This window comes from Arthrobacter sp. G119Y2 (genome assembly GCF_038069765.1).
Classification (GTDB): domain Bacteria; phylum Actinomycetota; class Actinomycetes; order Actinomycetales; family Micrococcaceae; genus Arthrobacter_B.
The window spans coordinates 478,726-503,878 of sequence record NZ_JBBPFS010000002.1; the positions used below are offsets into that span (position 1 = coordinate 478,726).

General features: G+C 65.5%; 18 protein-coding genes. 8 read left to right on the forward strand and 10 right to left on the reverse strand.

Features of this window, described 5'->3' with window-relative positions:
- Positions 1-121 precede the first annotated feature (121 nt).
- From WKB88_RS18210 to WKB88_RS05950, 7 genes are all read right to left on the reverse strand, one after another.
- Positions 122-196, reverse strand: a complete 75-nt coding sequence (locus WKB88_RS18210) for a 50S ribosomal protein bL37 (protein ID WP_369299106.1) — start codon at positions 194-196, stop codon at positions 122-124.
- Positions 197-288: 92 nt separating this feature from the next.
- On the reverse strand, positions 289-2,076 hold the full coding sequence (locus WKB88_RS05925; RefSeq protein WP_341393604.1) for an ABC transporter ATP-binding protein: 1,788 nt from the start codon (positions 2,074-2,076) through the stop codon (positions 289-291).
- Positions 2,073-3,110 carry an ABC transporter permease gene (locus tag WKB88_RS05930; RefSeq protein ID WP_341393605.1) on the reverse strand — a complete coding sequence of 346 codons (1,038 nt, stop codon included), beginning with the start codon at positions 3,108-3,110 and terminating at the stop codon, positions 2,073-2,075. The genes WKB88_RS05925 and WKB88_RS05930 overlap by 4 nt, the downstream gene beginning before the upstream one ends.
- Before the next feature lie 12 nt (positions 3,111-3,122).
- Entirely contained in the window at positions 3,123-4,655 is a 1,533-nt protein-coding gene (locus tag WKB88_RS05935; protein WP_341393606.1) for an ABC transporter permease, read from the reverse strand.
- A 110-nt stretch (positions 4,656-4,765) separates the two neighbouring features.
- Entirely contained in the window at positions 4,766-6,520 is a 1,755-nt protein-coding gene (locus WKB88_RS05940; RefSeq protein ID WP_341393607.1) for an ABC transporter family substrate-binding protein, read from the reverse strand.
- 390 nt (positions 6,521-6,910) lie between these two features.
- Entirely contained in the window at positions 6,911-7,510 is a 600-nt protein-coding gene (locus WKB88_RS05945; RefSeq protein WP_341393608.1) for a GDSL-type esterase/lipase family protein, read from the reverse strand.
- A gap of 65 nt (positions 7,511-7,575) precedes the next feature.
- Positions 7,576-11,406, reverse strand: coding sequence for a multifunctional oxoglutarate decarboxylase/oxoglutarate dehydrogenase thiamine pyrophosphate-binding subunit/dihydrolipoyllysine-residue succinyltransferase subunit (locus tag WKB88_RS05950; RefSeq protein ID WP_341393609.1), 3,831 nt, complete (start codon positions 11,404-11,406; stop codon positions 7,576-7,578).
- Between the two features lie 528 nt (positions 11,407-11,934).
- On the opposite strand from WKB88_RS05950, the gene WKB88_RS05955 reads away from it, so the two are divergent.
- From WKB88_RS05955 to WKB88_RS05975, 5 genes are all read left to right on the forward strand, one after another.
- The gene (locus tag WKB88_RS05955; protein ID WP_341393610.1) at positions 11,935-13,365 is read left to right on the forward strand and encodes a hemolysin family protein; all 1,431 of its coding nucleotides are present in this window, start codon (positions 11,935-11,937) and stop codon (positions 13,363-13,365) included.
- A complete protein-coding gene (locus tag WKB88_RS05960; RefSeq protein ID WP_341393611.1) occupies positions 13,362-14,432 on the forward strand; it encodes a hemolysin family protein in 1,071 nt (356 codons plus the stop codon). The genes WKB88_RS05955 and WKB88_RS05960 overlap by 4 nt, the downstream gene beginning before the upstream one ends.
- 146 nt (positions 14,433-14,578) lie before the next feature.
- Positions 14,579-15,616, forward strand: coding sequence for a metal ABC transporter solute-binding protein, Zn/Mn family (locus tag WKB88_RS05965; protein WP_341393612.1), 1,038 nt, complete (start codon positions 14,579-14,581; stop codon positions 15,614-15,616).
- Positions 15,613-16,428, forward strand: a complete 816-nt coding sequence (locus WKB88_RS05970) for a metal ABC transporter ATP-binding protein (RefSeq protein ID WP_341393613.1) — start codon at positions 15,613-15,615, stop codon at positions 16,426-16,428. Before WKB88_RS05965 ends, WKB88_RS05970 begins: the two co-directional genes overlap by 4 nt.
- On the forward strand, positions 16,415-17,290 hold the full coding sequence (locus WKB88_RS05975; protein WP_341393614.1) for a metal ABC transporter permease: 876 nt from the start codon (positions 16,415-16,417) through the stop codon (positions 17,288-17,290). Before WKB88_RS05970 ends, WKB88_RS05975 begins: the two co-directional genes overlap by 14 nt.
- Before the next feature lie 30 nt (positions 17,291-17,320).
- On the opposite strand, the gene WKB88_RS05980 is transcribed toward WKB88_RS05975, so the two are convergent.
- Complete coding sequence (locus WKB88_RS05980) at positions 17,321-17,746, reverse strand: Fur family transcriptional regulator (protein WP_341393615.1); 426 nt, start codon at positions 17,744-17,746, stop codon at positions 17,321-17,323.
- Between the two features lie 187 nt (positions 17,747-17,933).
- Here WKB88_RS05980 and WKB88_RS05985 point away from each other — a divergent pair, with 187 nt between their 5' ends.
- The 3 genes from WKB88_RS05985 (at position 17,934) to WKB88_RS05995 (ending at position 20,035) form a co-directional block, all read left to right on the forward strand.
- Positions 17,934-18,617 carry an MBL fold metallo-hydrolase gene (locus WKB88_RS05985; RefSeq protein WP_341393616.1) on the forward strand — a complete coding sequence of 228 codons (684 nt, stop codon included), beginning with the start codon at positions 17,934-17,936 and terminating at the stop codon, positions 18,615-18,617.
- Entirely contained in the window at positions 18,614-19,486 is an 873-nt protein-coding gene (locus WKB88_RS05990) for a sulfurtransferase (RefSeq protein WP_341393617.1), read from the forward strand. Before WKB88_RS05985 ends, WKB88_RS05990 begins: the two co-directional genes overlap by 4 nt.
- Positions 19,487-19,606: 120 nt before the next feature.
- A complete protein-coding gene (locus WKB88_RS05995; protein ID WP_341393751.1) occupies positions 19,607-20,035 on the forward strand; it encodes an HIT family protein in 429 nt (142 codons plus the stop codon).
- Between the two features lie 45 nt (positions 20,036-20,080).
- Here the strand turns inward: WKB88_RS05995 and hrpA are convergent, their stop codons facing one another.
- Positions 20,081-24,001: an ATP-dependent RNA helicase HrpA gene (gene hrpA, locus WKB88_RS06000; protein WP_341393618.1), complete on the reverse strand. Its 3,921-nt coding sequence runs from the start codon at positions 23,999-24,001 to the stop codon at positions 20,081-20,083.
- A gap of 13 nt (positions 24,002-24,014) precedes the next feature.
- A complete protein-coding gene (locus WKB88_RS06005; RefSeq protein WP_341393619.1) occupies positions 24,015-25,013 on the reverse strand; it encodes a helix-turn-helix transcriptional regulator in 999 nt (332 codons plus the stop codon).
- Positions 25,014-25,153: the final 140 nt, after the last annotated feature.

The following is a 25,153-nucleotide window of genomic DNA, read 5'->3' on the forward strand; positions in this document are numbered from 1 at the left end:
CAGAAGACAACGCAGTACCAGAAGACAACGCAGTACCAGGAAACAAAAAGAACCCCCGGCAGCCGCGAGGCTCCGGGGGTTCTTTCCTAGTGGCGATGGGCCACACGGTTCGTTCCAAGACTTACGTGTTGGGACGCTTACCGTGGTTGGCGCCGCCGCGCTTACGATCACGACGCTTGCGTGCACGCTTGCTCATAGCTGCCTCCTTCGTTTTGCTGAAAGTTCTGCCCTCCAGTGTCCCACAGGGTGAGCCCGACAACCTAAACCGGGGCCCGGGCACGCGGGGGGCTACTCGACGGAACTGCCGGCGGCCATGAGGGCGTTGCGCTGTTCCCTGCGCAGCGCCTGCTCGGCGGGATCCGGCACCGGCGCTGCGGCCAGCAGCCGGCGCGTGTACGGGTCCTGCGGGTACTTCAGCACCTGTTCCGTTGACCCCTGCTCCACCATGATTCCCTTGTTCAGCACTGCGATGTGACTGGCCAGGATCTCCACCACGGCCAGGTCATGGCTGACAAAGAGGCAGGCAAAGCCGTACTGCTGCTGCAGGTCCTGGAGCAGGGCCAGCACGCGTGCCTGGACCGAGACGTCCAGCGCGGACGTGGGTTCATCGGCAACCAGCAGCGACGGGCGCAGCGAGAGGGCACGTGCAATCCCGACGCGCTGGCGCTGCCCGCCGGAGAGCTCGTGCGGGTAACGGTTGCGGAAGCTGGTCGGCAGCTGGACATCGTCCAGCAGGCCTTCCACTCGGCGGTCCAGGTCAGCGCGGGAGAGCTTCTCGTGGAGGAACAGCGGCTCGCCGATGGATTCGCCAATGGACATGCGCGGGTTCAGCGAAGCCGCGGGATCCTGGAACACGATGGCGAATTTGCGCCGCAGGGGACGCATCTCCTTGGGGGAGAGGCCCGCGATGTTGGTGCCGTTGATGTCCACGCTGCCGGCGCTGACCGGAAGCAGTCCCGTGACGGCGCGCGCAATGGTTGACTTGCCGGATCCTGATTCACCCACCAGGCCCATGACCTCGCCGGGGTTGATGACGAAGGAGACGTCCGAGACGGCTTTGAAGCCCGGCTGGCGGAAGCGGCCGGGGTATTCAATGGAAACACCGGTCAGCTGCAGGGCAGGAACCACTCCCGCGTCGGGGGTGGCAAGGTCCGCCGACTCCCTCATCACAGCCCGCGGGGCATCGGAGATTTGCAGCGAACCGTCGTCTTCCACCTCCACGGCGGACAGCACTCCGCCGACTTTGGAACCCAGGTGGGGGACGGCAGCCAGCAGCTGCCGGGTGTAGTCCTCACGCGGATTATTGAAGAGCTCGGCCACGGGGGCGGCCTCCACGATGCGGCCCTTCTCCATCACCACTACCTTGTCGGCAAGGTCGGCGACCACCCCCATGTCATGGGTGATGAGCATGACGGCACTGTTCAGCCGCCGGTTCAGGTTCCGGAGCAGCTCCAGGACTTCTGCCTGGACCGTAACGTCCAGAGCGGTGGTGGGTTCATCTGCCACGAGCAGGATGGGATCGTTGGCGATGGCGATGGCGATCATGGCCCGCTGGCGCTGGCCGCCGGAGAACTGGTGCGGGTAGGAATCGTAGCGCCGCTCCGGTTCGGGGATTTCCACCATGCGCAGCAGCTCAAGGGCCCGGACCTTTGCCTGGGCCGGCGAAGCATCAGTGTGCTGCTCAATAATTTCCTTGATCTGCTCGCCCACCGTGAGGACGGGATTAAGCGCCGTCATGGGTTCCTGGAAAATCATGGCGATATCGTTTCCGCGGATTTTCCGGAGGGTGGACTGCGGGGCCCCGATCAGTTCCTTGCCCTGCAGCTTGGCGCTGCCGCTGGAGCGGCCGTTGCCCGGCAGCAGACCCAGCAGGGCCATGGAAGACATGCTCTTTCCGGAACCCGACTCACCCACGATGGCCAGGATTTCGCCGGGGTGGACCGTGAAGGAGACGTCCTCCGCAGCCATCACCCACTTGTTGTCGACACTGAACTCGACACCGAGGCCCGAGACCTCCAGAATCGGGGCCGCGGCTGCCGATGGCGTGACGTCGCTGTACAGGGGTGCCGAACTCATTGCTTGTTCCTTGTCTGTCGGGGATCAAACGCATCCCGGAGGCCGTCACCGATGAAGTTCACGGTGAGGGCAATGGCGACGATGAAGATGCCGGGCCAGAAGAAGAGCCACGGGCGCGTGGTCATGGCGGCCCGGTTCTCGTTGATGAGCTTGCCCAGCGAGGTGTCCGGCGGCTGGACGCCCAGTCCGAGGAAGCTCAGGGCCGTCTCCAGGAGGATGGCGCCTGAGATTGCCAGCGTCGCGGAGACGATGATGACGCCGACGGTGTTGGGCAGGATGTGCTTGAAGATGATGCGGCTGGAGCTGGCGCCAACGGATTTGGCCGCCTCGACAAATTCCTTTTCGCGCAGGGAGAGGAACTCGCCCCGGACGATGCGGGCCAGCCCGGTCCAGGTCAGCAGGCCCAGGAAGATCGCGAACACGACAATTCCGGCCTTGGAGACGATGCTGGCCAGCACTGCAGCCACGACGAGCAGGGGGATGGTGATGATGACGTCGGTGAAGCGCATCAGGACGGTTTCCGTGAAGCCGCGGAAGTAACCGGCCAAGGCGCCGATCACGGTGCCGACGACGGTCCCGACAATGCCGACGATGAACGCGATGGTCAGTGAAATCTGTGCCCCGCGCATGGTCATGGCGAAGTAGTCCCGACCGAGGGTGTCCTGCCCGAAGGGGTGGTTCCCCAGCCCGGTCCACGAGATGGTGGGCGCCCCGCCGTCTTCAAGGGGCATAACCGAGGAGAAGGTGTGCGGCCACCAGCCGGGGATGCGGACCGGGCCGACGGAGAGCCCGATCGAGGTGAAGGCCAGCAGGACGATGAAGATTAGTCCGCCCATGCCCGCGAGAGCGCCCTTGTGGCGGAGGAACCGTTCCCGGACCAGCTGGCCCTGGCTCTTCGCTGCGGTGATTTCCGGATCCGCAGTCACTGCCCGGGTTGCGGGCGAGTCTGCGATGTCCGTTCTCTGGCTTTCCAGAGTCATGCTCGTCAGTTCCGGGCTGCTGCCCTTGCTGCCGGACGGTATTTTCTCAGTCATGGTCTCCGCCTATCAATTCAGGCTAATGCGCGGGTCGAGGAACGCATACGCGATGTCGGCCAGCATGTTGAAGGTCACCGCGGCCACGCCGGTCACCAGGAAGAACGCCATGATGACGTTTGGATCGACGTTGTTCAGGCCTTCCGTGAACATTTTTCCCATTCCGCTCCAGCCGAACACGGCCTCGGTAATGACCGCGCCGCCGAGGACTCCGGCGAAGTCGAACGCCATCAAAGTGGTGATGGGGATCATCGCGTTGCGGAAGGCATGTTTGACGACCACGGATCGTTCGCTCAGGCCCTTGGCCCGTGCCGTCCGGACGTAGTCCTGGTTCATGACTTCAAGCATGCTGGCGCGCGTGTAACGGGTGTACGTAGCGAACGAGATCAGCATGATGGCAATGGTGGGCAGTACCAGGTACAGCGCATAGTCCAGGTTGATTTCCCAGAAGGTGCCCTGCAGGTTGGGCGTCGATGATCCGGTGGTCGGGATCGGGCGGCCGCCGTTTTTGCGGGCCAGAGACGGATAGGCGCTGAGGAGCGCATCGATAAAGACGAAGAAACCGATGCTCAGCCCGATGACGGCCGTCAGGTTCCGGGTTTGCTTGGCGTACGGTCCGCCGACGAAATGTCCGATGGCGAGTGAGACGAGCAGCGTCAGGACGGTGAGGCCGGCGATGATCGCCCAGTTCGGATCCTGCATCAGCGGCAGGGTGACCAGGTACCCGATGTAGCCTGCGGCTGCGGTGGCAAGTGCCGCGTACAGGATCCGGCGGCGGCGGAACCCCGCCAGCATGGCGGTGATGCCCAGCGCCAAGCCGAAGGCTGTGATCAGGAGGCCCACAGGCCCCAGCCCCGGTGTCTTGAACCAGTTCGTGATGAGCAGCAGGTAGAACGTGAGCGAGGTGGCAACGGCAGCAATGGCGAAGACACGCAGGCGCCGACGCCGGTCGCCGCCGAGGACCACGGACCCGACGATTCCGGCGATGAGTCCTATGACGGCTATGCCCAGATACGACATTTGGGGATTGGCGAGCCAGGTGTTCAGGTCAATCGCCAGGTACTGCTTGAGCAGAGTGGAGAGCCAGAACAGCGGCATGGAGAAGAGCAGGAAAGCAACGAAGGTAATGGAGTAATCGAAGACGCTGTACTGGCGCAGAGCGGTGATCAGGCCGACCGCAACACCGAGCACAATGGCAACGAGGGTGGCGACGACAACGAGCCGGAACGTGGAGCCGATGGCTGTCTGCAGCTGGTCGATGACCGGAGACCCGGCGCGGTTCAGGCCCAGTGTGCATTCGGCGCCGCCGGGAATGATGCAGCGGCCCACTTCCTGCAGCCACAGCAGGTAGCGCACGGCCACGGGCTGGTCGAGGTGGAGCGCCGCAGTGGTCTGGGCGATGCGGGCGTCGCGTTCAGCGCTTTGCAGTTCGAAAAACTCTTGTAGGGGGTCGCCCGAGTTAACGGCCAGCACGAACATCAGCACGGTGGCTGCGAGCAGGATGAAGAACGAGGTCACCGCTCTTTTAAGGATGAAGAAGAACACCGAAGGCTCCTATGGGGATGGTACGAAAAGCCGTTGCGGCACAAAGCCGGGATGGGCAGACCAGTGGTCTGCCCATCCCGGTTTCTAACCGTTACGGCGCGATGCCTTGGTTAGGCCTTCTTGGTCCACTTGAAGGCGTTCCAGGTCACGCCGCTCTGGGTGGGGTTGTACTCCACGTTCTCCATGCCGGAGTTGTGGGCAACAATGTCGGCCTGGGTGTAGAGAACGACGTTGTAGACGTCCTTGGCCAGTTCCTCTTCGAGTTCCTTCTTCAGTTCCAGCACCTTGTCGGCTTCAGTGGTGCGGGCAATTTCGTCCCACAGCTCGTCAACCTTTTCGCTCTTGAACTTGCCGTAGTTCTGGACGCCCTCGGAGTCATAGATCGACTGTGCGCTGGCTACCAGGCCTGAACCGGCCCAGCCGAAGATTGCTGCATCCCAGGAGCCGAGCTCGTCGAGCTTCTTGGTCCACTCGGCGTCGGGGGTGCCGATGATGTTGAAGCCGGCCTGGTCGCAGGAATCCTTGATCAGGGCAGTGATGTCGGCGCGCACCTGGCTTGCCGAGGAGTACAGCATGCGGACGTCAACGGGAGCGGTCTTGCCGGCCTCTTCCATCAGCGCCTTGGCGCCTTCGAGGTCAACCTCATCGTATTCGCTGGCGGCCGGGGCTGCTTCAAGAACTTCGTCGTACTCCGGCTGCGACTGCTGGAAATCGCGCAGGTTCAGCACGGTGGCCTCCGGGTCGACCGGCTTGACGAACTTGTCCACGATGTCCTGGCGCGGAACGCACTTGGAGAAGGCCTGGCGGACCTTGAGGTCCTTGAACACGCCGTTTTCGGACTGGTCAAGGTCAATGTGGGTGAACGTCATGCCCGTACCGGTGACCATGGAAACGGACTCACCGATGGCTTCGATCTGGTCCTTGGTGTCACCGGTGGGACCGGACGGTTCAATGACGTCCACGTCGCCGTTCTGCAGCGCCTGCACGGCTTCGGTGTCTTCGATGGTCTTGAAGACAATGCTGTCGGTGGCGCCCTGGCGCTCTTCGCCCCAGTACTCCTCGTTCTTGGTCAGCGTGAGGTTCCCGCCGGCCGCGTTGTCGAGCTTGTACGGGCCGGAGGAAGGAATCAGTGCTGCGTCGGGAAGCGAGGGGAGGCCCTCGGCATAACCCCAGCCGGTGTTCCAGAACTCGGCGACAGGCTTCAGGGAAGCAAGGTTGTTGTCCTGGATCGCAGCGACGAGTGCCTCGCCGTCGTTTTCAACGCTCAGGCCGCCCTGCTCCGCCGCAATATGGGCGGGCATGAGGGAGCCGATCATCAGGTTTTCCCAGTCGGCGTAAGGAGTCTCGTAGACGTACTCGAACTCCTTGGCCCCGGCTTCGCCCTCGGGCATCGTCAGGTATTCGTAGCCGTTGTTCGAGGAGGGTTCGAAGATTTCCGCTTCGCCCTCGAGGACCTTGCCGGAGAAAGCCGCCCAGTTCAGCAGGACGTCGTCGAAGTCGATCGGCGTGCCGTCGGACCATACGGCGTCCTCGTTGATGGTGTACTTCACGGTCAGGGGATCGTCACTGACCTTTTCGAAGGTGCCGAACTCCTCGTTGCGGATGACGCCTTCGGGGCTGTACTCCGAGAAGTTGCTGTGCACCAGGTTGTCCACGTAGGTGTTGTACACGCTGTTGGACTTGGACGTTCCGCCGTTGTAGAAGTCCGGTGCCTGGCTGATGGCTACGGAAATGGACGACGCGAGGTTGGCGTCCTCCGTGGTGTCGGATTCGGCGGTTTCGCCGCCTCCGGCTGAGCCGCAGGCGCCAAGGAAGAGGGCTCCCACGGAAAGTGCGGCAAGAGTTGCCGTGCGCTTAGTACGCATTCGTAGTCCTAACTGAGGATGAGTCGTCAGGAACCACCATCGGCGGCTCCCCCAAAGCGGCCGTGATGGCCGCCACATGTTCCGAAAGACTAGCCACTAATTGTTTCGAGTGTGCTAACTGTTAGCGGATGTTAACTGATCGTTACCTGAGGGGCCGGGGGAGCGTGGTGTGCAGGAGTGGTGTGCGAAAGCTCCGGAGGCGGTGAGATCCGCGCCGCGACGGGGGAGAAGGCGCTTTTGGGCCGCCGGCCCGGGGCTGCTCGGGGACCTGCGGGCTGGGACTGTTGCGCAATGTTTCCTCACGCAAAGCGGGTCCCGGTGGAACACCGGGACCCGCTTTTTTGTGATTATTCCGTGGTGCACAGCCGCAGGGGAGCAGCTGTTGCCCGGTTAGTTCATGTCGGGCAGGTCCAGCCAGCGGTACCAGCCGCGGTGCAGGACCAGCCATGCCATGAGGCCGTAGCCGGCCTGGCCGGGAGTGCCGCCGTTGGACGCGAGGTCGGTGCGCCACTGTTCGTGGTTCAGCAGCGGCGTGAGGGTATCCACGTATACGTGCTTGCGCCGCGTCGTCACGTCCCCGAAAGCTGCAGACAAATCCGAAAGCCGCCGGTTTCGCTCGGCGTCCAGTCCGGGAGGGGGTCCGACGACGAAGACCTTGATGCTCATTTGGGCCGCCCCGTCCAGGATGTTCGCCAGGTTGAGCCGGCTGCGGGCCGTTGACAGGCCAAGGTCCAGATCGCGGTCCGACAGGCCGATCACCAGCCGGTTTTCGCAGCGGTCGTCAAACCTGCGTCCCGCTTCCTGCAGCCAGCGGTTGGCCAGCGATTCGGTCCCCTCCTGGGGTGCAGCGAGGGTGTACGCCTGGACACTCACGTTTTCGGGGGTGGTACGGGCCAGCACGCGGCCCAGCCAGCCCAGGGCCCGCGGGTCTCCGTGCCCGGCCAGCAGCTCATCACCGACGGCTGCAAGCCTGATTCTGCGTTGTTCCACTAGTCACCTTCTCCGGTCACAAAAAAACGGGGTGGGGCGCCGCCGGCGCCCCACCCCAACTTAGCCTACTGACGTTCGAAGGCCTTCTTGACAAGGATGTCCTGCTCAACGGCGTGGCGCTTGGCCGAACCGGTGGCGGTGGACGCCGACGCCGGGCGCGAGACCAGGCGCAGCGGCCGGTCCAGCTGTGCCGGCAGGTTCAGGCCGATAAACGGCCACGGACCCTGGTTGGCGGGCTCATCCTGTGCCCAGACGACGTCGGCGTTCGGGTACTTGGCGACAGCGGCCTGGATCTCCGTGACGGGCAGCGGGTAAAGCTGCTCGACCCGGACAATGGCCGTCTTCTCGTCTCCGGTCTTCTGGCGGTTGGCCAGCAGATCGTAGTACAGGCGGCCGGACACCAGGAGCACGCGCTCGACGGCGTTCGCATCGAGTTCGGCATGTTCGGGAATGACCGGCTGGAACGAACCCTGCGTGAAGTCCTCCACCGAGGTGGCCGCCGCCTTCAGCCGCAGCAGCTGCTTCGGCGTGAAGACGATCAGCGGCTTCCGCGGCCTGCTGTAGGCCTGGCGGCGCAGCAGGTGAAAGTGCGAGGCACCCGTGGTGGGGTTGGCAACAATCATGTTGTCCTCGGCGCACATCTGCAGGAAGCGTTCGATCCGGGCGGACGAGTGGTCCGGGCCCTGGCCCTCGTAGCCGTGCGGCAGCATCAGCACCAGCGAGGAACGCTGGCCCCACTTCTGCTCGGCCGAGGAGATGAATTCATCAATGATCGTCTGGGCGCCGTTGACGAAGTCACCGAACTGGGCCTCCCAGAGCACGAGTGCGTCCGGGCGCTCCACGGAGTAGCCGTATTCGAAGCCCATGGCAGCGAATTCCGACAGCAGCGAATCGTAGATCCAGAGCTTCGCCTGGTTCGGATCCAGTTCCGCGAGCGGGGTCCACTCGGCACCTGTGGCGCGGTCGTGGAAGACGGCGTGGCGCTGGGTGAAGGTTCCGCGGCGCGAGTCCTGGCCGGCGAGGCGTACGGGGACGCCCTCCATGACCAGCGATCCGAACGCTGCAATTTCCGCAAAGCCCCAGTCGATGCCGCCTTCACGGGACATCTGCTCGCGCTTCTCCAGCAGTGCCTTGAGCTTCGGGTGCACGGTGAAGCCTTCGGGCACGGCCACGTGGGCCTTGCCGATGTGGGCCAGCACCTCGGCGGAAATCGCCGTGGATGCGGGCGACACGATCGTGGTGCCCTCCTGCTGGGACGAGGGGCGCTCCAGGTCGGAGACCGCCTCGGTGTCCTTCGTGATGACCGGCAGCGGGGAGGTCTGGGCGGCATGCGTTTCCGCGAAGACCCGCTCCAGGCGGCCCTGGTAGTCGCGCAGTGCCTGTTCGGCCTCTTCCTGGCTGATGTCGCCGCGTCCGATCAGGGACTCGGTGTACAGCTTGCGGACGGAGCGCTTGGCTTCGATCAGGCTGTACATCATCGGCTGCGTCATCGAGGGGTCGTCGCCCTCGTTGTGCCCGCGGCGGCGGTAGCAGACCATGTCGATGACGACGTCCTTGTGGAAGCGCTGACGGTAGTCGTAGGCCAGCTGCGCAATGCGCACGACCTGCTCCGGATCGTCGCCGTTCACGTGGAAGATCGGCGCCTGCACCATCTTGGCCACGTCGGTGGAGTACACCGAGGAGCGCGAGGACGTGGGCGAGGTGGTGAAGCCGACCTGGTTGTTGACCACGACGTGGATGGTTCCGCCGGTGCGGTAGCCGCGCAGCTGGGAAAGGTTCAGCGTTTCCGCCACCACGCCCTGGCCTGCAAAGGCGGCGTCACCGTGGATGAGGATCGGCAGGACGGGGAACTCGTCGCCCTGGTCCAGCCGGTCCTGCTTGGCACGCACGATGCCTTCGAGGACGGAGTCCCCGGCTTCGAGGTGCGAGGGGTTGGCGGCCAGGTACACCTTGGTCTGGTTGCCGTTGTCGGAGGTGAAGGTGCCTTCGGTGCCGAGGTGGTACTTCACGTCACCGGAGCCCTGCACGCTGCGCGGGTCCTGGGTGCCTTCGAATTCGCGGAAGACCTGGGCGTAGGTCTTGCCGGCAATATTCGTCAGCACGTTGAGGCGGCCGCGGTGGGCCATGCCGATGCCGACCTCTTCGAGGCCGTCGTCGGCTGCACCGGAAATCACGGCGTCCAGCAGGGGAATCAGGGATTCGCCGCCCTCGAGCGAGAAACGCTTCTGGCCGACGAACTTGGTCTGCAGGAAGGTTTCGAAAGCTTCGGCCGCGTTGAGCTTGCTCAGGATCCGCAGCTGCTCTTCACGGGTGGGCTTGCTGTACTTGGTTTCCAAGCGCTCCTGGAACCACTCGCGCTCCTCGGGGTCCTGGATGTGCATGTATTCGATGCCCGCGGTGCGGCAGTAGGCATCGCGGAGCACGCCGAGGATCTTGCGCAGCTTCAGCATCGGCTTGCCGCCGAAGCCGCCGGTGGGCCATTCACGGTCCAGGTCCCACAGGGTGAGGCCGTGGTTCAGGATGTCCAGGTCCGCGTGGCGGCGCTGGACGTACTCGAGCGGGTTGGTGTCCGCCATCAGGTGGCCGCGGACGCGGTAGGAGTGGATCAGCTGCTGGATGCGGGCAACCTTGTTGATCTGCTCTTCCGGGTTCACCTGGATGTCGGGGCTCCAGCGGACCGGCTCGTACGGAATCCGCAGCGACTCGAAGATGTCGTCGTAGAAGTTCTGTTCGCCGAGGAGCAGCTGGTGGATGATGCGCAGGAACTCGCCGCTGCCGGCACCCTGGATGACGCGGTGGTCATAGGTGGAGGTCAGCGTGATGATCTTGGAGATGGCGTTGCGGGCGAGGATCTTCTCGTTGGATCCCTGGAACTCCGCCGGGTAGTCAAGCGCGCCGGCACCGATGATGCAGGCCTGGCCCTTGGACAGGCGGGGCACGGAGTGAACCGTGCCGATGCCGCCCGGGTTGGTCAGCGAAATGGTGGTGCCCTTGTAGTCGTCCGCCGTGAGCTTGCCGTTGCGGGCCTTCTTCACGAGTTCTTCGTAGGCGTGCCAGAACTCCGAGAAGTTCAGTGTTTCGGCCTTCTTGATGTTCGGCACCACCAGCAGGCGGGTGCCGTCGGGCTTGGGCATGTCAATGGCCAGGCCGAAGTTTACGTGCGCCGGCTGAACGGCAACGGGCTTGCCGTCGACGACGTCGTAGTACACGTTCTGGGACGGGAACATGGCTGCTGCGCGGATGATGGCGTAACCAAGCAGGTGGGTGAAAGACACCTTGCCGCCGCGGGCACGCTCCAGGTGGCTGTTGATGACGATGCGGTTGTCGATCAGCAGCTTGGCCGGCACGGCGCGGACCGTGGTGGCGGTGGGAACGCTGAGGCTGAGGTCCATGTTGGTGGCGATGGCCTTGGCCGGGCCGCGCAGGACGTTGACCTTATCTTCCTCGGAAGCAGCGCTGGCCGGCTGCGTCTTCGGCAGCTGGGCCGGAATCGGGGGAGTCTTGCTCTTCGGGGACTCGGTCTTCGCCTCGGCGGGCTTGGAATCCTTGGCCGCGGAGTTGGAGGACGCTGCTTCCTTCGCAACCGGAGGCTTTCCGGACTGCTGGGTGGAAGCAGGCGATTCGCCTGAGGCCTTGGGCTTCGCAGCCTCGGCCTTTACAACGGGAAGCTGGCGGGTGGCCGGGTTCGCGCCCAGTTCGCTCGGGGCGGAGCCGTTTCCGTTGGAAGCGGCGCTGCTGGAGCTCTGTGCTTCCTCATCCTTGAAGGAGTCGAAGATGCTCCACCACTTCTTGTCAACCGAGTTTTTGTCCTTCAGGTACTGCTCGTAGAGTTCGTCGACAAGCCACTCGTTGCCGCCGAATTCTTCCGGCAGTCGGTGGTTGGATTGGTCTGGCACTGTTAATACGCCTCTTCCATGAGTTGCCTTTTGCCCTGATTGGCACCATGTCTGAGGGCTTAAAGCCTCAAAGCTCTCTGGTGCGGCCCGGCCGGTGCGCAGTGACCGAGACTTCATGCCAGTCTAGTGACAATGCGGGACAACTGGCCAATTCCCGTTTGACATCCGTCACGTCCGCGCGGTCCGGCCGGTGCCGCGGCGCCGGCTCGCCGCCTCCCGGGGGCGGCCGGCTGCATCAGGGCGAGTCCTTGCGGCGGAGGAATGGTGAACCTGTAAACTGGGGAGTCTATGGACAGTTTCTCTAGGCGCCGGCCTGCAACCCGGTCCGCAGCTCCTGCGGACCGCTCGCACAGAGCCGGCCACGCCCGAACCCAGACGCCCCGATCCACTCCTGCCGTATCGGAGCCTTCCAGACCGGCTTCGGCCGATCACCCTCCGCCTGCGCCCTGCAGCGACCAACCGCCGGGGCCCGCCCCGTTCGGCACCGGCGCATGTCCCTCCCGCCCCTGCGCCGAGGTGGAAGCTTAAATGGAATGGCTATACCTTGCCTTTGGCCTGGTGCTGATACTCGGCACCGGCTTTTTTGTGGCCGTCGAGTTCTCGCTGGTGGCCCTGGACCAGCCCACGGTGCGCCGGGCCGTTGAAAACGGCGACAAGGCGGCAGAGCCGCTGCTGCGGTGCCTGACCTCCCTCTCGACGCAGCTCTCCAGCTGCCAGCTCGGCATTACCCTGACCACTCTCCTGACCGGTTTCGTCATGGAGCCGTCGGTGGGCCGGCTGCTGAAGCCCCCGCTCGGAGCCCTGGGGCTGCCGCCGGTGGCGGTGGATTCCGTCTCCGTGGTGGCAGCCATGGTTCTCGCAACCTTCCTGTCCATGCTGCTCGGGGAGCTCATCCCCAAGAACATGTCCATCTCCCTGCCCTTCCGCATGGGACGCGCGCTGGCCCGGCCGCAGCTGGCCTTCACCGTACTGTTCAAGCCGGCCATCCTGCTGCTGAACGGCTTCTCGAACAAGGTGCTGCATCTCTTCGGGCTCGAAGCCAAGGAAGAGGTCTCCGGCGCCCGGACACCCGCGGAGCTGTCCTCCATGGTCCGCCGGTCCGCAGAGATGGGCACCCTGGACCAGGGCACCGCAAACTTCCTGTCCCGGACGTTCTCCTTTGCGGAACGGACCGCCGCAGACGTCATGACTCCCCGGATCCGGCTGGAGACCATCGACTCGGAGCAGTCGGTGGCTGACGTCATCGAGGCTGCCCGCCGCACCGGATATTCACGCTTTCCGGTCCTCGGGGATTCCCCGGACGACATCCGCGGCGTGGTCCATGTCAAGAAAGCCGTTGCCGTGCCCCGCAGCCGGCGGGCCGACCTGCCGGCCGGAGCCATCATGAGCGAGGTCCTGCGTGTTCCCGAGACGGTGCACTTGGACAGCCTGCTCTCCGAACTGCGCGGAGCAAACCTCCAGCTCGCCGTCGTCCTCGATGAGTGGGGCGGCACCGCAGGCGTTGCAACCCTTGAAGACCTCGTGGAGGAGATCGTCGGGGAAGTCTCTGACGAGCACGACAAGATCAAGCCCGGCGTGCTGCAAAGCGCCACGGGGGCCTGGTACTTTCCCGGCATCATGCGTCCCGATGAAGTCTCCCGGCTGGTGCCGCTGCTGAACGTACCGGACGAATCAGGGTATGAAACCGTGGGCGGCTACATTATGGCCGAGCTGGGCCGGATCGCCCGGCCCGGTGACTGCGTGAACGTCGACGGCGGTGTGCTGGAAGTCGAACGCATGGACGGCCGCCGCATCGACCGCGTCAGCTTCATTCCGCAGGACAACGACGACGACCCGGCCGCCGAGGACGAGGCACCGCCGGCGTCCGAACGGGAGTCGGCCGCAGATGAGGCAGTTCGCCGGGCTGCAGAGAGAAGGTCGGCGGAGAAGAACGCCGCCGGTACGGGGGAGCAGCGATGAGCGATGTCATGGGCATTTTCTGGCTGGTGGTGCTGCTGATCGGCAACGCCTTCTTTGTGGGCAGCGAGTTTGCCGTCATGTCCGCCCGCCGAAGCCAGATCGAGCCGCTGGCCGACGCCGGTTCCAAGCGGGCGAAAACCACGCTCTGGGCCATGGAAAACGTGTCCCTGATGCTGGCCTGCGCGCAGCTGGGCATCACCGTGTGTTCGCTGCTGATTCTCTCGGTGGCCGAACCGGCGATCCACCACCTGCTGGCAGCCCCGCTTCAGGCCGTTGGCCTGCCCGCGGAATTTGCCGACGGCGCCGGTTTCCTGGTGGCCCTGCTGATCGTTACCTTCCTGCACGTGACGTTCGGGGAAATGGTGCCGAAGAACATCTCGGTGTCCGTCGCCGACCGCGCGGCGCTGCTGCTGGCGCCGCCCCTGGTTCTCATTTCCCGGGTGGTGCGTCCGGTCATCTTCACCCTGAACTGGCTGGCGAACCACGCCCTGCGGGCCATGGGCATCACGCCGAAGGATGAAGTGGCCTCCGCGTTCACCCTCGAGGAGATGCAGTCCATCGTGGAGGAATCCACCAAGCACGGGACCGTCGCCGATGATTCAGGCGTCATTTCCGGTGCCTTGGAATTCTCCGGGCAGAGTGCCGGGACCATCATGGTCCCGCTCGACGAGCTGGTCACGCTGCGGACCGACACCACCGCGGCTGAGTTCGAAAAGGCTGTGGGCCGCACCGGGTTCTCCCGCTTTGTCCTGATGGACGAGCAGGGCAACCTGACCGGCTACATGCATCTGAAGGACATCATGGCCATTGAGGCCGATGCCTATGACCGGCCGCTCACCGAGAACAAAGTGCGGACCCTCGCCAACCTGCGGCTGGACGACGAAATCGAAGATGCCCTGGCCACCATGCAGCGGACAGGCTCCCACCTGGCCCGTGTGCTGGGGCCGGACAACCGGACGCGGGGTGTGCTCTTCCTGGAAGACATCATCGAGCAGCTGGTGGGAGAGATCCGGGATGCCACACAGGCCCAGGGATTCCGCCGCACCGGGGAAAGCTACTCGGAATAGGGCGGCCTGCCCCGCTGTCACACTCCCGGCTTAGATGCGAACGATTCGCGTTTAGGTTATGCTGATGGAGTTCCGCTCCCAGCGGAGCTCCATCAGAGTTAACATCATCAAACCTTCTCAACGCCGGAACAGGGACACCACTACTTATGCGACGCTTTTCCGTCCGCCTTGCCGGAGTACTTCTGGCCGGCGGCGCCCTTGCCCTGACCGGCTGCACGGGGGATTCGGGATCCTCTTCCGACCAGGGCTCCGAAGAGGGAGTCCTGGACATCGTTGCTTCCACCAATGTGTACGGCAACATCATGGAGACAGTCGGAGCAGACGCCGTCACCGTGACCTCCATCATCGACCGGCCCAGCCAGGACCCGCACTCCTACGAGGCGACGGCGCGGGACAAGCTTGCGGTCAGCGATGCGGACCTGGTGGTGCTCAACGGCGGAGGCTACGACACCTTCATGGAACAGCTGGTTGACGAAGCCGGCATCGAGGGCGCGGACGTCCTCAACGCGGTGGAAATCTCCGGTCTGGAGCAGAGCGCCGAAACCCATACGGAGGACGGTGAAACGCACACCGGCGACGGCGAAGCCCACGACGACGGCGAAGCCCACGGCGACGCCGACGCCCACGACGACGACGGCAGCCATGACGGACACTCCCACGGCTCCTTCAACGAGCACGTCTGGTACAGCCCCGAAGCGATGGGCCTTCTGGCCGAAGCAGCAGCGGAGCGGCTTGCCGTGCTGGACCCGGACAATGCCGATCAGTTCCGGGCCAACGCGGCGTCCTTCAACAGCGGTATCGAGGAGCTCACGGCCGACCTGGCCGAGGACAAGGCCGCAGCCGGCGGACGCGACGTCGCCGTCACCGAGCCCGTTCCGGAATACCTCTTCGAAGCCGCCGGCCTGCACAACGTCACCCCTGCCGCCTTTACCTCCGCCGTCGAGGAAGGCTCCGATGTTCCTCCGGCAGCTCTGAACGAGATGCAGGAGCTCCTGAGCTCGCGGTCCGTCGCCTTCCTGGCGTTCAATACCCAGACCGCCTCGTCGCAGACGGAAACCGTGCGCGCCACTGCGGAGGAAGCCGGCGTGCCGGTCCTGGACTTCTCCGAAACCCTTCCCGAAGGCCAGGACTACCTGACCTGGATGGGTTCCAACGTGGCCGCCATCGACGATGTGCTGCGGTGACCGGTCAAGTAGTACGGCTGAGGAACGCCGGGCTGTCCTTTGGGCACCGGACCCTCTGGGACGGTTTGGATCTTGATATTAAGGCCGGCGAATTCCTCGCCGTCCTGGGCCCCAACGGGTCCGGCAAGACCAGCTTCCTGAAAGTCCTGCTGGGACTGCAGGAACTCACTCATGGCACCGTGGAAATCAACGGGCATCCGGCCCGGCGCGGCAGCCGCGACATCGGCTATATACCCCAGCAGAAGGCCTTCGGGCCGGGAACCCCGCTGCGGGCCCGGGACCTCGTTGGCCTGGGGGTCGACGGAAACAAGTGGGGACTGCGGCTGAACCGCGCCCCCGTACGGCGGCGCGTGGACCAGCTGCTGGACCAGGTGGGCGCCACCCGCTATGCCAATGAGCCCGTTGGCCTGCTGTCCGGCGGTGAGGTGCAGCGCCTGCGTGCGGCCCAGGCACTGGCCACCGATCCCGACCTGCTGCTCTGCGACGAACCGCTGCTCTCCCTGGATTTGCACCACCAGCAGGCCATCAGTGCCCTGATCGACCGGCGCTGCCACGAAGAAGGCTCCGCCGTGGTGTTCGTAACCCACGAGATCAATCCGGTCATCGATTACGTGGACCGCGTGCTCTACCTCGCCGGCGGCACCTTCCGCACCGGCACGCCGTCCGAGGTTCTTCGCTCCGATGTGCTGTCCGAAATGTACGGAAGCCGGGTGGAAGTACTTCGCAGCCACGGCCGCATCGTCGTCCTGGGCATCCCGGATGCCACCACCCACGTGCACGGAGAGAGCGAGGAAGAACATGGACTTGCGTGACTTCTTCTCCGCCGTGTTCAACTTCAGCGACTACGGGCAGCTGCTGCCCCTGGTCAGCAATTCGATCTGGGCCGCTGCGATCCTGGGGCTCGTGGGCGGGCTCATCGGAACCTTCGTCCTGATGCGCGACCTCGCCTTTGCCGTCCACGGGATTGCCGAGCTGTCCTTTGCCGGTGCCGCCTTTGCCCTGCTGATCGGCGCCAACGTGGTGTTCGGCTCCCTCATCGGTTCCGTGGCCGCAGCCGTGCTGCTGGCGGTGATGGGGCTGAAAGCCCGGGACCGGAACTCGGTCACCGGCGTCATCATGCCCTTCGGGCTCGGCCTGGGCATCCTGTTCCTCGGACTGTACGAAGGCCGCTCAGCCAACAAATTCGGGCTGCTCACCGGGCAGATCGTCGCCGTCGACACGGTTCAGCTGAACCTGCTCGCCGGCACGGCCGTCGTCGTCATGGCCGGCCTCGTCCTGATCTGGCGGCCGCTGACGTTCGCCAGCGCCGATCCCGAACTCGCCGAAGCCCGCGGTGTGCCCGTGCGGGTGCTGTCCATTGTCTTTATGGTGCTGCTGGGGCTGTCGGTCGCGCTGTCCATCCAAGTTGTCGGGGCACTGCTGGTGCTGTCGCTGCTGATTACGCCCTCAGCCGCCGCGCTGCTGGTGACGTCTTCCCCGCGCCTGGTGGTGCTGCTGAGCGTGCTGTTTGCGGTGACGTCGGCTGTGGGCGGCATTTTGCTGGCGCTCGGCGGCCGCATCTCGATCAGCCCGTACATCACAACCATCTCGTTCCTGATCTATGTGGTGTGCAGGCTCATCAAGCGGAGCCGGACCAGGGGACGGGTTCGGGCCGGAACGGTGTCCGCCGCGTAGCGGACCGGCTCCGGCGGGGCCGCCCTGGAATCAGGAGCGGCTGCACTCCGGACACAGCCCGAAGATCTCCACGGTGTGGGCCACCTCGGTAAAGCCGTACTGCGATCCCAGTCCGGCCGCCCACGCCTCGACGGCGGGAGCCTCCACTTCCACCGCCTTGCCGCAGTTGCGGCACACCAGGTGGTGGTGGTGGTGCTCGACGGCGCAGCGGCGGTACAGGGCTTCGCCCTCGCCGTTGCGCAGCACGTCCACCTGGTTTTCCTCCGCCATGGACTGCAGGATGCGGTAGGTGGTGGCCAGGGAGACGCTGTCGCCGCGTTCATGCAGCAGGCGGTAGAGCTCCTGCGTGCTGATGAAGTCATCGAGTTCATCCAAGGTCCGGCCAACGGCCAGGCGCTGGCGCGTGACCCGCTGCTCCGGACCCCGCTTGGCGGGCTGGGACGTCTGCGCTGACATGCTCACTCCTTGGAACGGTGATGCCTGGCCCGGCCGGCCCCGGAAGGGGCGGTGCCTGGGCTGAACGGCCGGCCGGTACCGGCGCAGCTTCCAGATTATCGCACCCGACAGAAAACGGCTCCGAACCGCCCGTGCGCCGGGCGCCGGTAAGCGCCCGTACGGCGGAACCGCGGGGTACTGTGACCGTATGAAACTGACCAAGTACACCCATTCCTGCGTGCGCCTGGAGCGCGACGGCAACGTCCTGGTACTGGACCCCGGTTCGTTTTCCGAAGTCGAAGAAGCGCTGGACGGAGCCCAGGCCGTCCTGATCACCCATGAGCACCCCGACCATCTGGACCGGGACCGGGTCCTGGCCCAGCTCAGGGCCAACACGTCCCTGGTGCTGCATGCACCGGAGCGGCTGGCCGCTGACCTGCGCGCTGCCGCGGCTGCTGACGGCAGCGGTGCGGAGGGGGAGGACGCCGCCGGACGGATCCTGTCGGTGGAACCGGACAGCACCTTTACCGCTGCCGGCTTTACAGTCCGGTCCTTTGGCGGGCAGCACGCCCTGATCCACCCGCTGGTGCCGCTGGTGGCCAACATCGGCTACCTGATCGACGGGACGCTGTACCATCCCGGAGACTCGTTCGTGGTGCCGAACGGGCTCACCGTAAAAACCCTGCTGGTGCCGATCCACGCACCGTGGTCCAAAGTGGGGGAGGTTATCGACTTTGTTATCGCCTGCGGTGCCGAACGTGCCTACCCGATCCATGACGCCCTGCTGAACGAGCGCGGCCTGAACATCTCCGAAGGTCATGTCACCCGGTTCGGGGAACTGTACGGCACGGTGTACCAGCACCTGTCCGCCGGCGATACGGTCCAGGTGTGAGCGGGCCCCTTATCGATGTTGCCGGGCTGCAGGAGCTGCTGGCCTCGGGGACATCCGTGGTCCTGCTTGATGTCCGGTGGGAGCTGGGCAGCACCGACGGGAACCGGCAGTACCAGCGCGGACACATACCCGGCGCCGTGTATGTGGACCTGGAAACCGAGCTGGCGGCTCCCGCAGGCAAGGGAAGCGAAGGGCGCCATCCCCTGCCGGACCCGCAGGAATTTGCGCGCACGGCCAGAGGCTGGGGGATCTCCCGCGGTGACACGGTGGTGGCCTATGACGCAGTCGGCGGCACCTCGGCTGCCCGGGCCTGGTGGCTGCTGCGGCATGCGGGACTGGATTCCGTGTACCTGCTCGACGGCGGCGTCGTCGCCTGGCACCGGGCCGGACTGGCGCTGGAAGGCGGAACCGCGGTGCCCCGGCCCGGTGATGCGGAGTTCTCCTGGGGAAAAATGCCGGTGCTCCAGATGTGGGATGTTCCCGCCGTCGTGGCCGACGGGACACTGCTCGACGCCCGGGCCAAGGAACGGTACCGCGGTGACCGCGAGCCCGTCGACCCGCTGGCCGGGCACATCCCCGGGGCGGTCAACGCGCCCGCGGCCGGAAACCTGACCGACGAGGGAACGTTCCGCACTCCGGAAGAACTTCGCGCATCCTTCGAAGCCCTCGGGGTGCGCCCGGACGCGCCGGTGGCGGTCTACTGCGGCTCCGGAGTGACCGCAGCCCACGACGTGGCGGCACTGGAAAGCGCCGGGTACCGGGCGGCCCTCTACCCGGGATCCTGGTCGCAGTGGTCAGCCACGAAGGGGTCCCCGGTCGCGGTGGGGCAGAAGCCGGGCGAATGGCCCGGGACCGCCCAAAGACGATAGCGTCGTCTCATGATAAGAGGCCGCCCCGTACCCCCGCCGCTGCACCTGGTGGTGCCCCGTGACGATGCGAAGGCATCCGTCAGTGCTGCAGTTTCCGCCCGTTCTTCCGAAGGAGCCACCATGCCCACCCTCTTCACCAAGATCATCAACGGCGAGATTCCGGGCCGTTTTGTGTGGATGGACGACGACGTCGCGGCCTTCCTGAGCATCGGTCCGCTCAGCGACGGCCACACCCTGGTGGTGCCGCGGCAGGAGGTCGACAAATGGACCGACGCTCCGCCGGAACTGCTGCAGAAGCTGACGTCCGTGGCGCAGGCCATCGGCCGGGCGCAGGTGGAAGCCTTCGGTTCCGAACGCGCCGGGCTGAGCATTGCCGGGTTCGAGGTTGACCACCTTCACCTGCACGTCTGGCCGGTGAATTCCCTGGAAGATTTCGACTTCAGCCGCGCGGAGTCCAACCCGGATCCCGAACGCATGGAGGCCAACGCTGAAAAGCTCCGGGAGGCGCTGCGGGCCGCCGGACACGGCGCCGCCGTTCCCGAGCAGTAGCCGCAGGGCCGCCGAAGCAACCGCCGTTCCCGCCCCGCCCCGGCCTCAGGCCGGGGCGAGTGCGGCGTTCAGTGCCGTACGGATGCGCTTCTCCGACACCGAGCGCACCGTGCCGAGCTCCTGCGCGAAGAAACTGATCCGCAGTTCCTCGATCATCCAGCGGACCTCGGTCAGCGCCGGCGGTGTTCCGGCACCGGGCAGCAGCGCCGCAACGGCGTCGTCGTAGTCGTCCTCCAGGGCCTGGACCACCGCCATCTGCTGCGCGTCGCGCTGGACGTTCGTCGGCAGTTTCTCCAGCCGCCGCTCAATGCCGGCCAGGTACCGGGGCAGATGCGTCAGCTGGGCGTAGCCGGTGCGGGCGACGAACCCGGGGTAAACCAGCGAATCCAACTGCGCGCGGATGTCGTTCAGGGCGCTGATCAGGGCCAATGACTGGGTGCCCTTCAGTGCCTTGGTAATGCGGCGGGTGCTGGAGAGGATTTTCTCCACCGTTGCGGTCACGGTGAAGACGGTGTCAATAAGTTCGGCCCGCACCTTCTCGTACAATTCGTCGAATTCGGCACGGTTCCAGGGCAGCCGCTCCGGTGTCAGCTTGTCCACGGCCGCCAGGGTGCAGTCCTCGATCAGGGCAGCCACCGAACCGTGCGGATTCTGGCTGAAGGTGAGCTTCTCGGCATTGCTGAGATGCTCCAGCACGTACTTGGCAGGGCTGGGAACGCGGAGCACCAGCAGCCGGATCACGCCGCCGCGCATGGCGACGGCCTGTTCGCCGGCGTTCTGGAACATCCGCAGCCCTGCGGTTTTGCCTTCGTCCACGAGAGCGGGATAGCCGGTGACCATATGCCCGGCGACGAGCCGCTGCACCTGCTTCTCAACGGTGCCGACACTCCACTCCGTCAGCCCGGTCTGTTCCGCCAGCGACGGCCCCGCCCCCGGCTGTGGGCCCGAACCCGCGGGTGCGGCTGCCGGCTGGGCGCCCCCGGGGGAGCCCTTGCCCTTCCGCCCGGACTTGGGAGTCACGGTTTTCGGCGTGGCACCGAGCGACTCGGCAATGGCGCGGCGGGTGGCCGGTGCCAGGGATTCCTGCAGCGCCGCCAGGTCCTTTCCCTCGTCCAGGACCTTTCCGGAGCCGTCCACCACGCAGAAACTCATCCGCAGGTGTTCGGGCACAGACTCCCAGTTCCAGGAACCGGGCGGAATGATGTGACCCTTGAGCCGCCGCAGGGCCAGCTCCAGCGAGGGTTCCAGGGCATCCTGCGCGGGGTCGAAGTCGGCTGCCAGGGCAGCCGCGGCGGCCCGGGCCACATCCGGAGCCGGAATGAAGTTCTTGCGGACTGCCTTGGGCAGCGACTTGATCAGCGCGGTGATCAGCTCTGCCCGCAGGCCCGGAATCTGCCACTTGAACGGTTCCGGATCCAGCTGGTTCAGGAACAGCACGGGCACCTCAACGCTCACGCCGTCGCCCGCTCCCGCCACTCCCGGGGAAAACTCGTAGGTCAGCGGCAGCTCAAAGTCGCCGTAGATGAACGCCTTGGGGAAGTCGTTCTCGTCAAGCCCGGCGGCGTCGTCGGTCCGCAGCGCGTCAGGGTCGAAGTCCAGCAGCGCCGGATTCTCGTGCCGGGCGCTCTTCCACCACTTGTCGAAGTGCCGTTCGGAAACGACCTCCCTGCCGACGCGCTCGTCATAGAACTCAAAGAGGGTTTCGTCGTCCACCCGCAGGCCGCGGCGGCGGACCCGGTTCTCCAGTTCCTCCACTTCGGCCAGCAGCGCCTGGTTGCGGTGGAAGAACTTGTGGTGGGTGCGCCAGTCGCCCTCCACCAGGGCATGGCGGATGAACATTTCCCGGGACAGCTCGGGATCGACCCGGCCGTAGTTGATGCTGCGCTGCGGGATGACCGGCACCCCGTAGAGCGTGACCTTTTCATAGGCCATCACCGACCCGCGGCTCTTGGACCAGTGCGGTTCGCTGTAGCTGCGCTTGATCAGGTGCGGAGCCACGTCCTCGACCCAGAGCGGATCGAACTTCGCGGCAACCCGGGCCCACAGCCGGGAGGTTTCCACCAGTTCTGCGGCCATTACCCAGTCAGGGGTTTTCTTGAACAGTGCGGAACCGGGGAAGACGGCAAACCGGGTGCCGCGGGCTCCGGCGTACTCCCGCTTGCGCTGGTCGTACAGCCCGATGTGGCTGAGCAGGCCGGAGAGCAGGCTCATGTGGATTTCTTTGTCGTGCGCCACCGGATCCACCGGGCCCGGGCTGAGCGTGATGCCCAGCGGCTTGGCGATCTGGCGCAGCTGGGCAAAGAGATCCTGCCACTCCCGGATCCGGACATAGTTCAGGAACTCGTTTTTGCACAGCCGGCGGAACGCGGAGGAGGAGAGCTCCTTCTGCTTGTCCTGCAGGTAGCGCCACAGGTTCAGGTAGCCGGTGAAGTCGGAGTTCTCGTCCACGAACCGCTTGTGCATCTCGGCGGCCTTCTGGGCCCGCGCGGCGTCGTCCTTGGACGGCCGTTCCCTCGGGTCCTGGATGGTCAGGGCCGCAGTGAGCACCATGACTTCCTTGGCGCAGCCGCGGGCTCCGGCCTCCACGATCATCCGGCCCATCCGGGGATCCACGGGCAGCTGCGAGAGCTTGCGGCCCACCGGGGTGATTCCGCCGGAGGCTTCCAGTGCGCCGAGCTCCTTGAGCAGGGTGGCGCCGTCATTGATCGCCTTGGAATCCGGCGGCTGGACGAACGGGAAGTCCGCAACGTCCTTGGGTCCCTTGGCCACGCCCATGGCGGCCATCTGCAGGATGACGGCGGCAAGGTTGGTGCGCAGGATTTCCGGATCCGTGAATTCGGGCCGCGCCTGCAAGTCCTCTTCGGAGTACAGCCGGATGGCGATGCCGTCGGACACGCGGCCGCAGCGGCCCGAGCGCTGGTTGGCGGAAGCCTGGGAAATGCGTTCAATGGGCAGCCGCTGGACCTTGGTGCGGTGCGAGTAGCGGGAGATGCGCGCTGTTCCGGTGTCGATGACGTACTTGATGCCGGGAACGGTCAGCGAGGTCTCGGCAACGTTGGTGGCCAGGATGATGCGGCGGTGCTTGCCGGGGTTGAAGACCTTGTGCTGGTCTGCCAGGGACAGCCGGGCGAACAGGGGCAGGACTTCGGTGCCCTGCAGCCGGGGGACCCGCTGCACGGAGGAGCGCAGTGCATCTGCGGCGTCACGGATTTCCCGTTCCCCGGAGAAGAAGATGAGGATATCGCCGGGGGCTTCGCGGGAGAGCTCCTCGACGGCGTCGCACACCGCGTCCACCGGGTCGCGGTCCTCTTCCAACTCGTCGTCGGAGTCCTCCTCGCCGGAACCGCCGCCGGCCGGCTGGTTCAGCGGACGGTAACGGATCTCCACGGGGAAGGTCCGCCCTGACACCTCGATGACCGGCGCGGGTTTGCCGTTCGTCGCGAAGTGCTCGGCAAAGCGTCCCGGATCGATGGTGGCGGAGGTGATGATGACCTTCAGGTCCGGACGTTCCGGCAGGAGCCTGCGCAGGTAGCCCAGGATGAAGTCGATGTTCAGGCTGCGCTCGTGGGCCTCATCAATGATGATGGTGCTGTATTTTTTCAGCTTGCGGTCATGCTGGATCTCGGCCAGCAGGATGCCGTCGGTCATCAGCTTGACCTTGGTCGAGCGGCTGGTTTCGCCGGTAAAGCGCACCTGGTAGCCCACCTCGGCGCCGAGTTCGACGTCGAGCTCCTCCGCGATGCGTTCGGCCACCGTCCGGGCGGCAAGCCGGCGCGGCTGGGTGTGGCCGATCAGCCCCTTCTCGGCGAGCCCGAGCTCCAGGCACATTTTGGGGATCTGCGTGGTCTTGCCCGAGCCGGTTTCGCCCGCGATGATCGTCACCTGGTTGGCCGCGATGGCAGCCATGATGTCTTCGCGGCGCTCGGAAACGGGTAGAAGCGCGGGGTAGGAAATAGTCAGTGCCATGATTGCTCCCAGTCTAGTGGCTGGAACCGGGAGCGTTTCCTGATTTCGCCGAGGGCCGGGCATCTGCGGCCCGCTGGAGCAGGGCGGCCGCGGAGCGGGCCCGGTCCCGCATTTCCGCGGGGGCGAGGATCTCGAATTCCAGCCCCAGGCCCGCCAGGTGCATCAGCGGCAGGTCCAGGGAGTCCCAGCCGCCGCGCAGGATGGTGAATCCCGGCCCGTCGTCCTCGAGCGTGGCCGCTTCAGGCGGGATCCGGTCCGCCAGTTCGGCCAGCGGTGCCGCCAGCCGCAGCACGACGTCGTACCGGTACGGGAAGCGCGTGATGGAGTCCTGGACGTACGCCGCCATGTCCTTTGCCGGCAGGGGACGGGGGAAGTAGCGCTCGCGGATGGACGGGATGCTTTGGCAGCGGTCCATGCGGAAGGTGCGCCAGTCCCGGCGCTCCAGGTCCCAGGCCGCCAGGTACCAGCGGCGGCCGGTGCTGACGAGTTTGTACGGCTCCACGAGGCGCCGTCCGGGGGCGGCACCGGAGGGGGTGTACCGGAAGGCGACCACCCGCTGCTCGGCGATGGCCCCCGAAAGGGCGGTCAGGGTCTGCGGGTCCACGCTGGCGGCATTCCCGGCCAGGACGCTGACTGATTGGCGCAGGGCGGAGAACTTGGGCCGCAGCCGGCCGGGCAGAACCTGTTCAAGCTTGGCCAGGGCGCGCACGGATGCCTCCCCGATGCCGGCAACCGGTCCGGTGGCGACCGCGGCCAGCCCGAGGGCGACGGCGAGCGCTTCGTCGTCGTCCAGCAGCAGCGGCGGAAGCTGTGCGCCGGATCCGAGCTGGTAACCGCCGGCGATGCCCGGTGAGGCTGAGATCGGGTAGCCGAGGCTGCGCAGCTTGCTGATGTCGCGGCGCACCGTGCGTTCGGTGACGGTCATGCGGTCGGCCAGCGCCGCCCCGGTCCATTCACGCCGCATCTGCAGCAGTGACAGCAGATGGAGCAGGCGTGCTGAGGTTTCCAACATGGACACCAAGGTACTCCTGCCTGAGGACAGAAGCTGTCCTTATTCCCTTTTTGGTTGGAGCGGGGAGAACCCGGACACCGTTGCGTCCGTACCGTCCGGTCGGTACGCTCTGCGGACAGCATGATTCAGCTCACCTTCAA

Coding starts and splice junctions, on each gene's coding strand:
- WKB88_RS05925 (WP_341393604.1), bottom strand. CDS start 2,076: ATGAGTTCGGCACCCCTGTACAGCGACGTCACGCCATCGGCAGCCGCG.
- WKB88_RS05930 (WP_341393605.1), bottom strand. CDS start 3,110: ATGACTGAGAAAATACCGTCCGGCAGCAAGGGCAGCAGCCCGGAACTG.
- WKB88_RS05940 (WP_341393607.1), bottom strand. CDS start 6,520: ATGCGTACTAAGCGCACGGCAACTCTTGCCGCACTTTCCGTGGGAGCC.
- WKB88_RS05955 (WP_341393610.1), top strand. CDS start 11,935: ATGGAATGGCTATACCTTGCCTTTGGCCTGGTGCTGATACTCGGCACC.
- WKB88_RS05960 (WP_341393611.1), top strand. CDS start 13,362: ATGAGCGATGTCATGGGCATTTTCTGGCTGGTGGTGCTGCTGATCGGC.
- WKB88_RS05965 (WP_341393612.1), top strand. CDS start 14,579: ATGCGACGCTTTTCCGTCCGCCTTGCCGGAGTACTTCTGGCCGGCGGC.
- WKB88_RS05975 (WP_341393614.1), top strand. CDS start 16,415: ATGGACTTGCGTGACTTCTTCTCCGCCGTGTTCAACTTCAGCGACTAC.
- WKB88_RS05980 (WP_341393615.1), bottom strand. CDS start 17,746: ATGTCAGCGCAGACGTCCCAGCCCGCCAAGCGGGGTCCGGAGCAGCGG.
- WKB88_RS05985 (WP_341393616.1), top strand. CDS start 17,934: ATGAAACTGACCAAGTACACCCATTCCTGCGTGCGCCTGGAGCGCGAC.
- WKB88_RS05995 (WP_341393751.1), top strand. CDS start 19,607: ATGCCCACCCTCTTCACCAAGATCATCAACGGCGAGATTCCGGGCCGT.
- hrpA (WP_341393618.1), bottom strand. CDS start 24,001: ATGGCACTGACTATTTCCTACCCCGCGCTTCTACCCGTTTCCGAGCGC.
- WKB88_RS06005 (WP_341393619.1), bottom strand. CDS start 25,013: ATGTTGGAAACCTCAGCACGCCTGCTCCATCTGCTGTCACTGCTGCAG.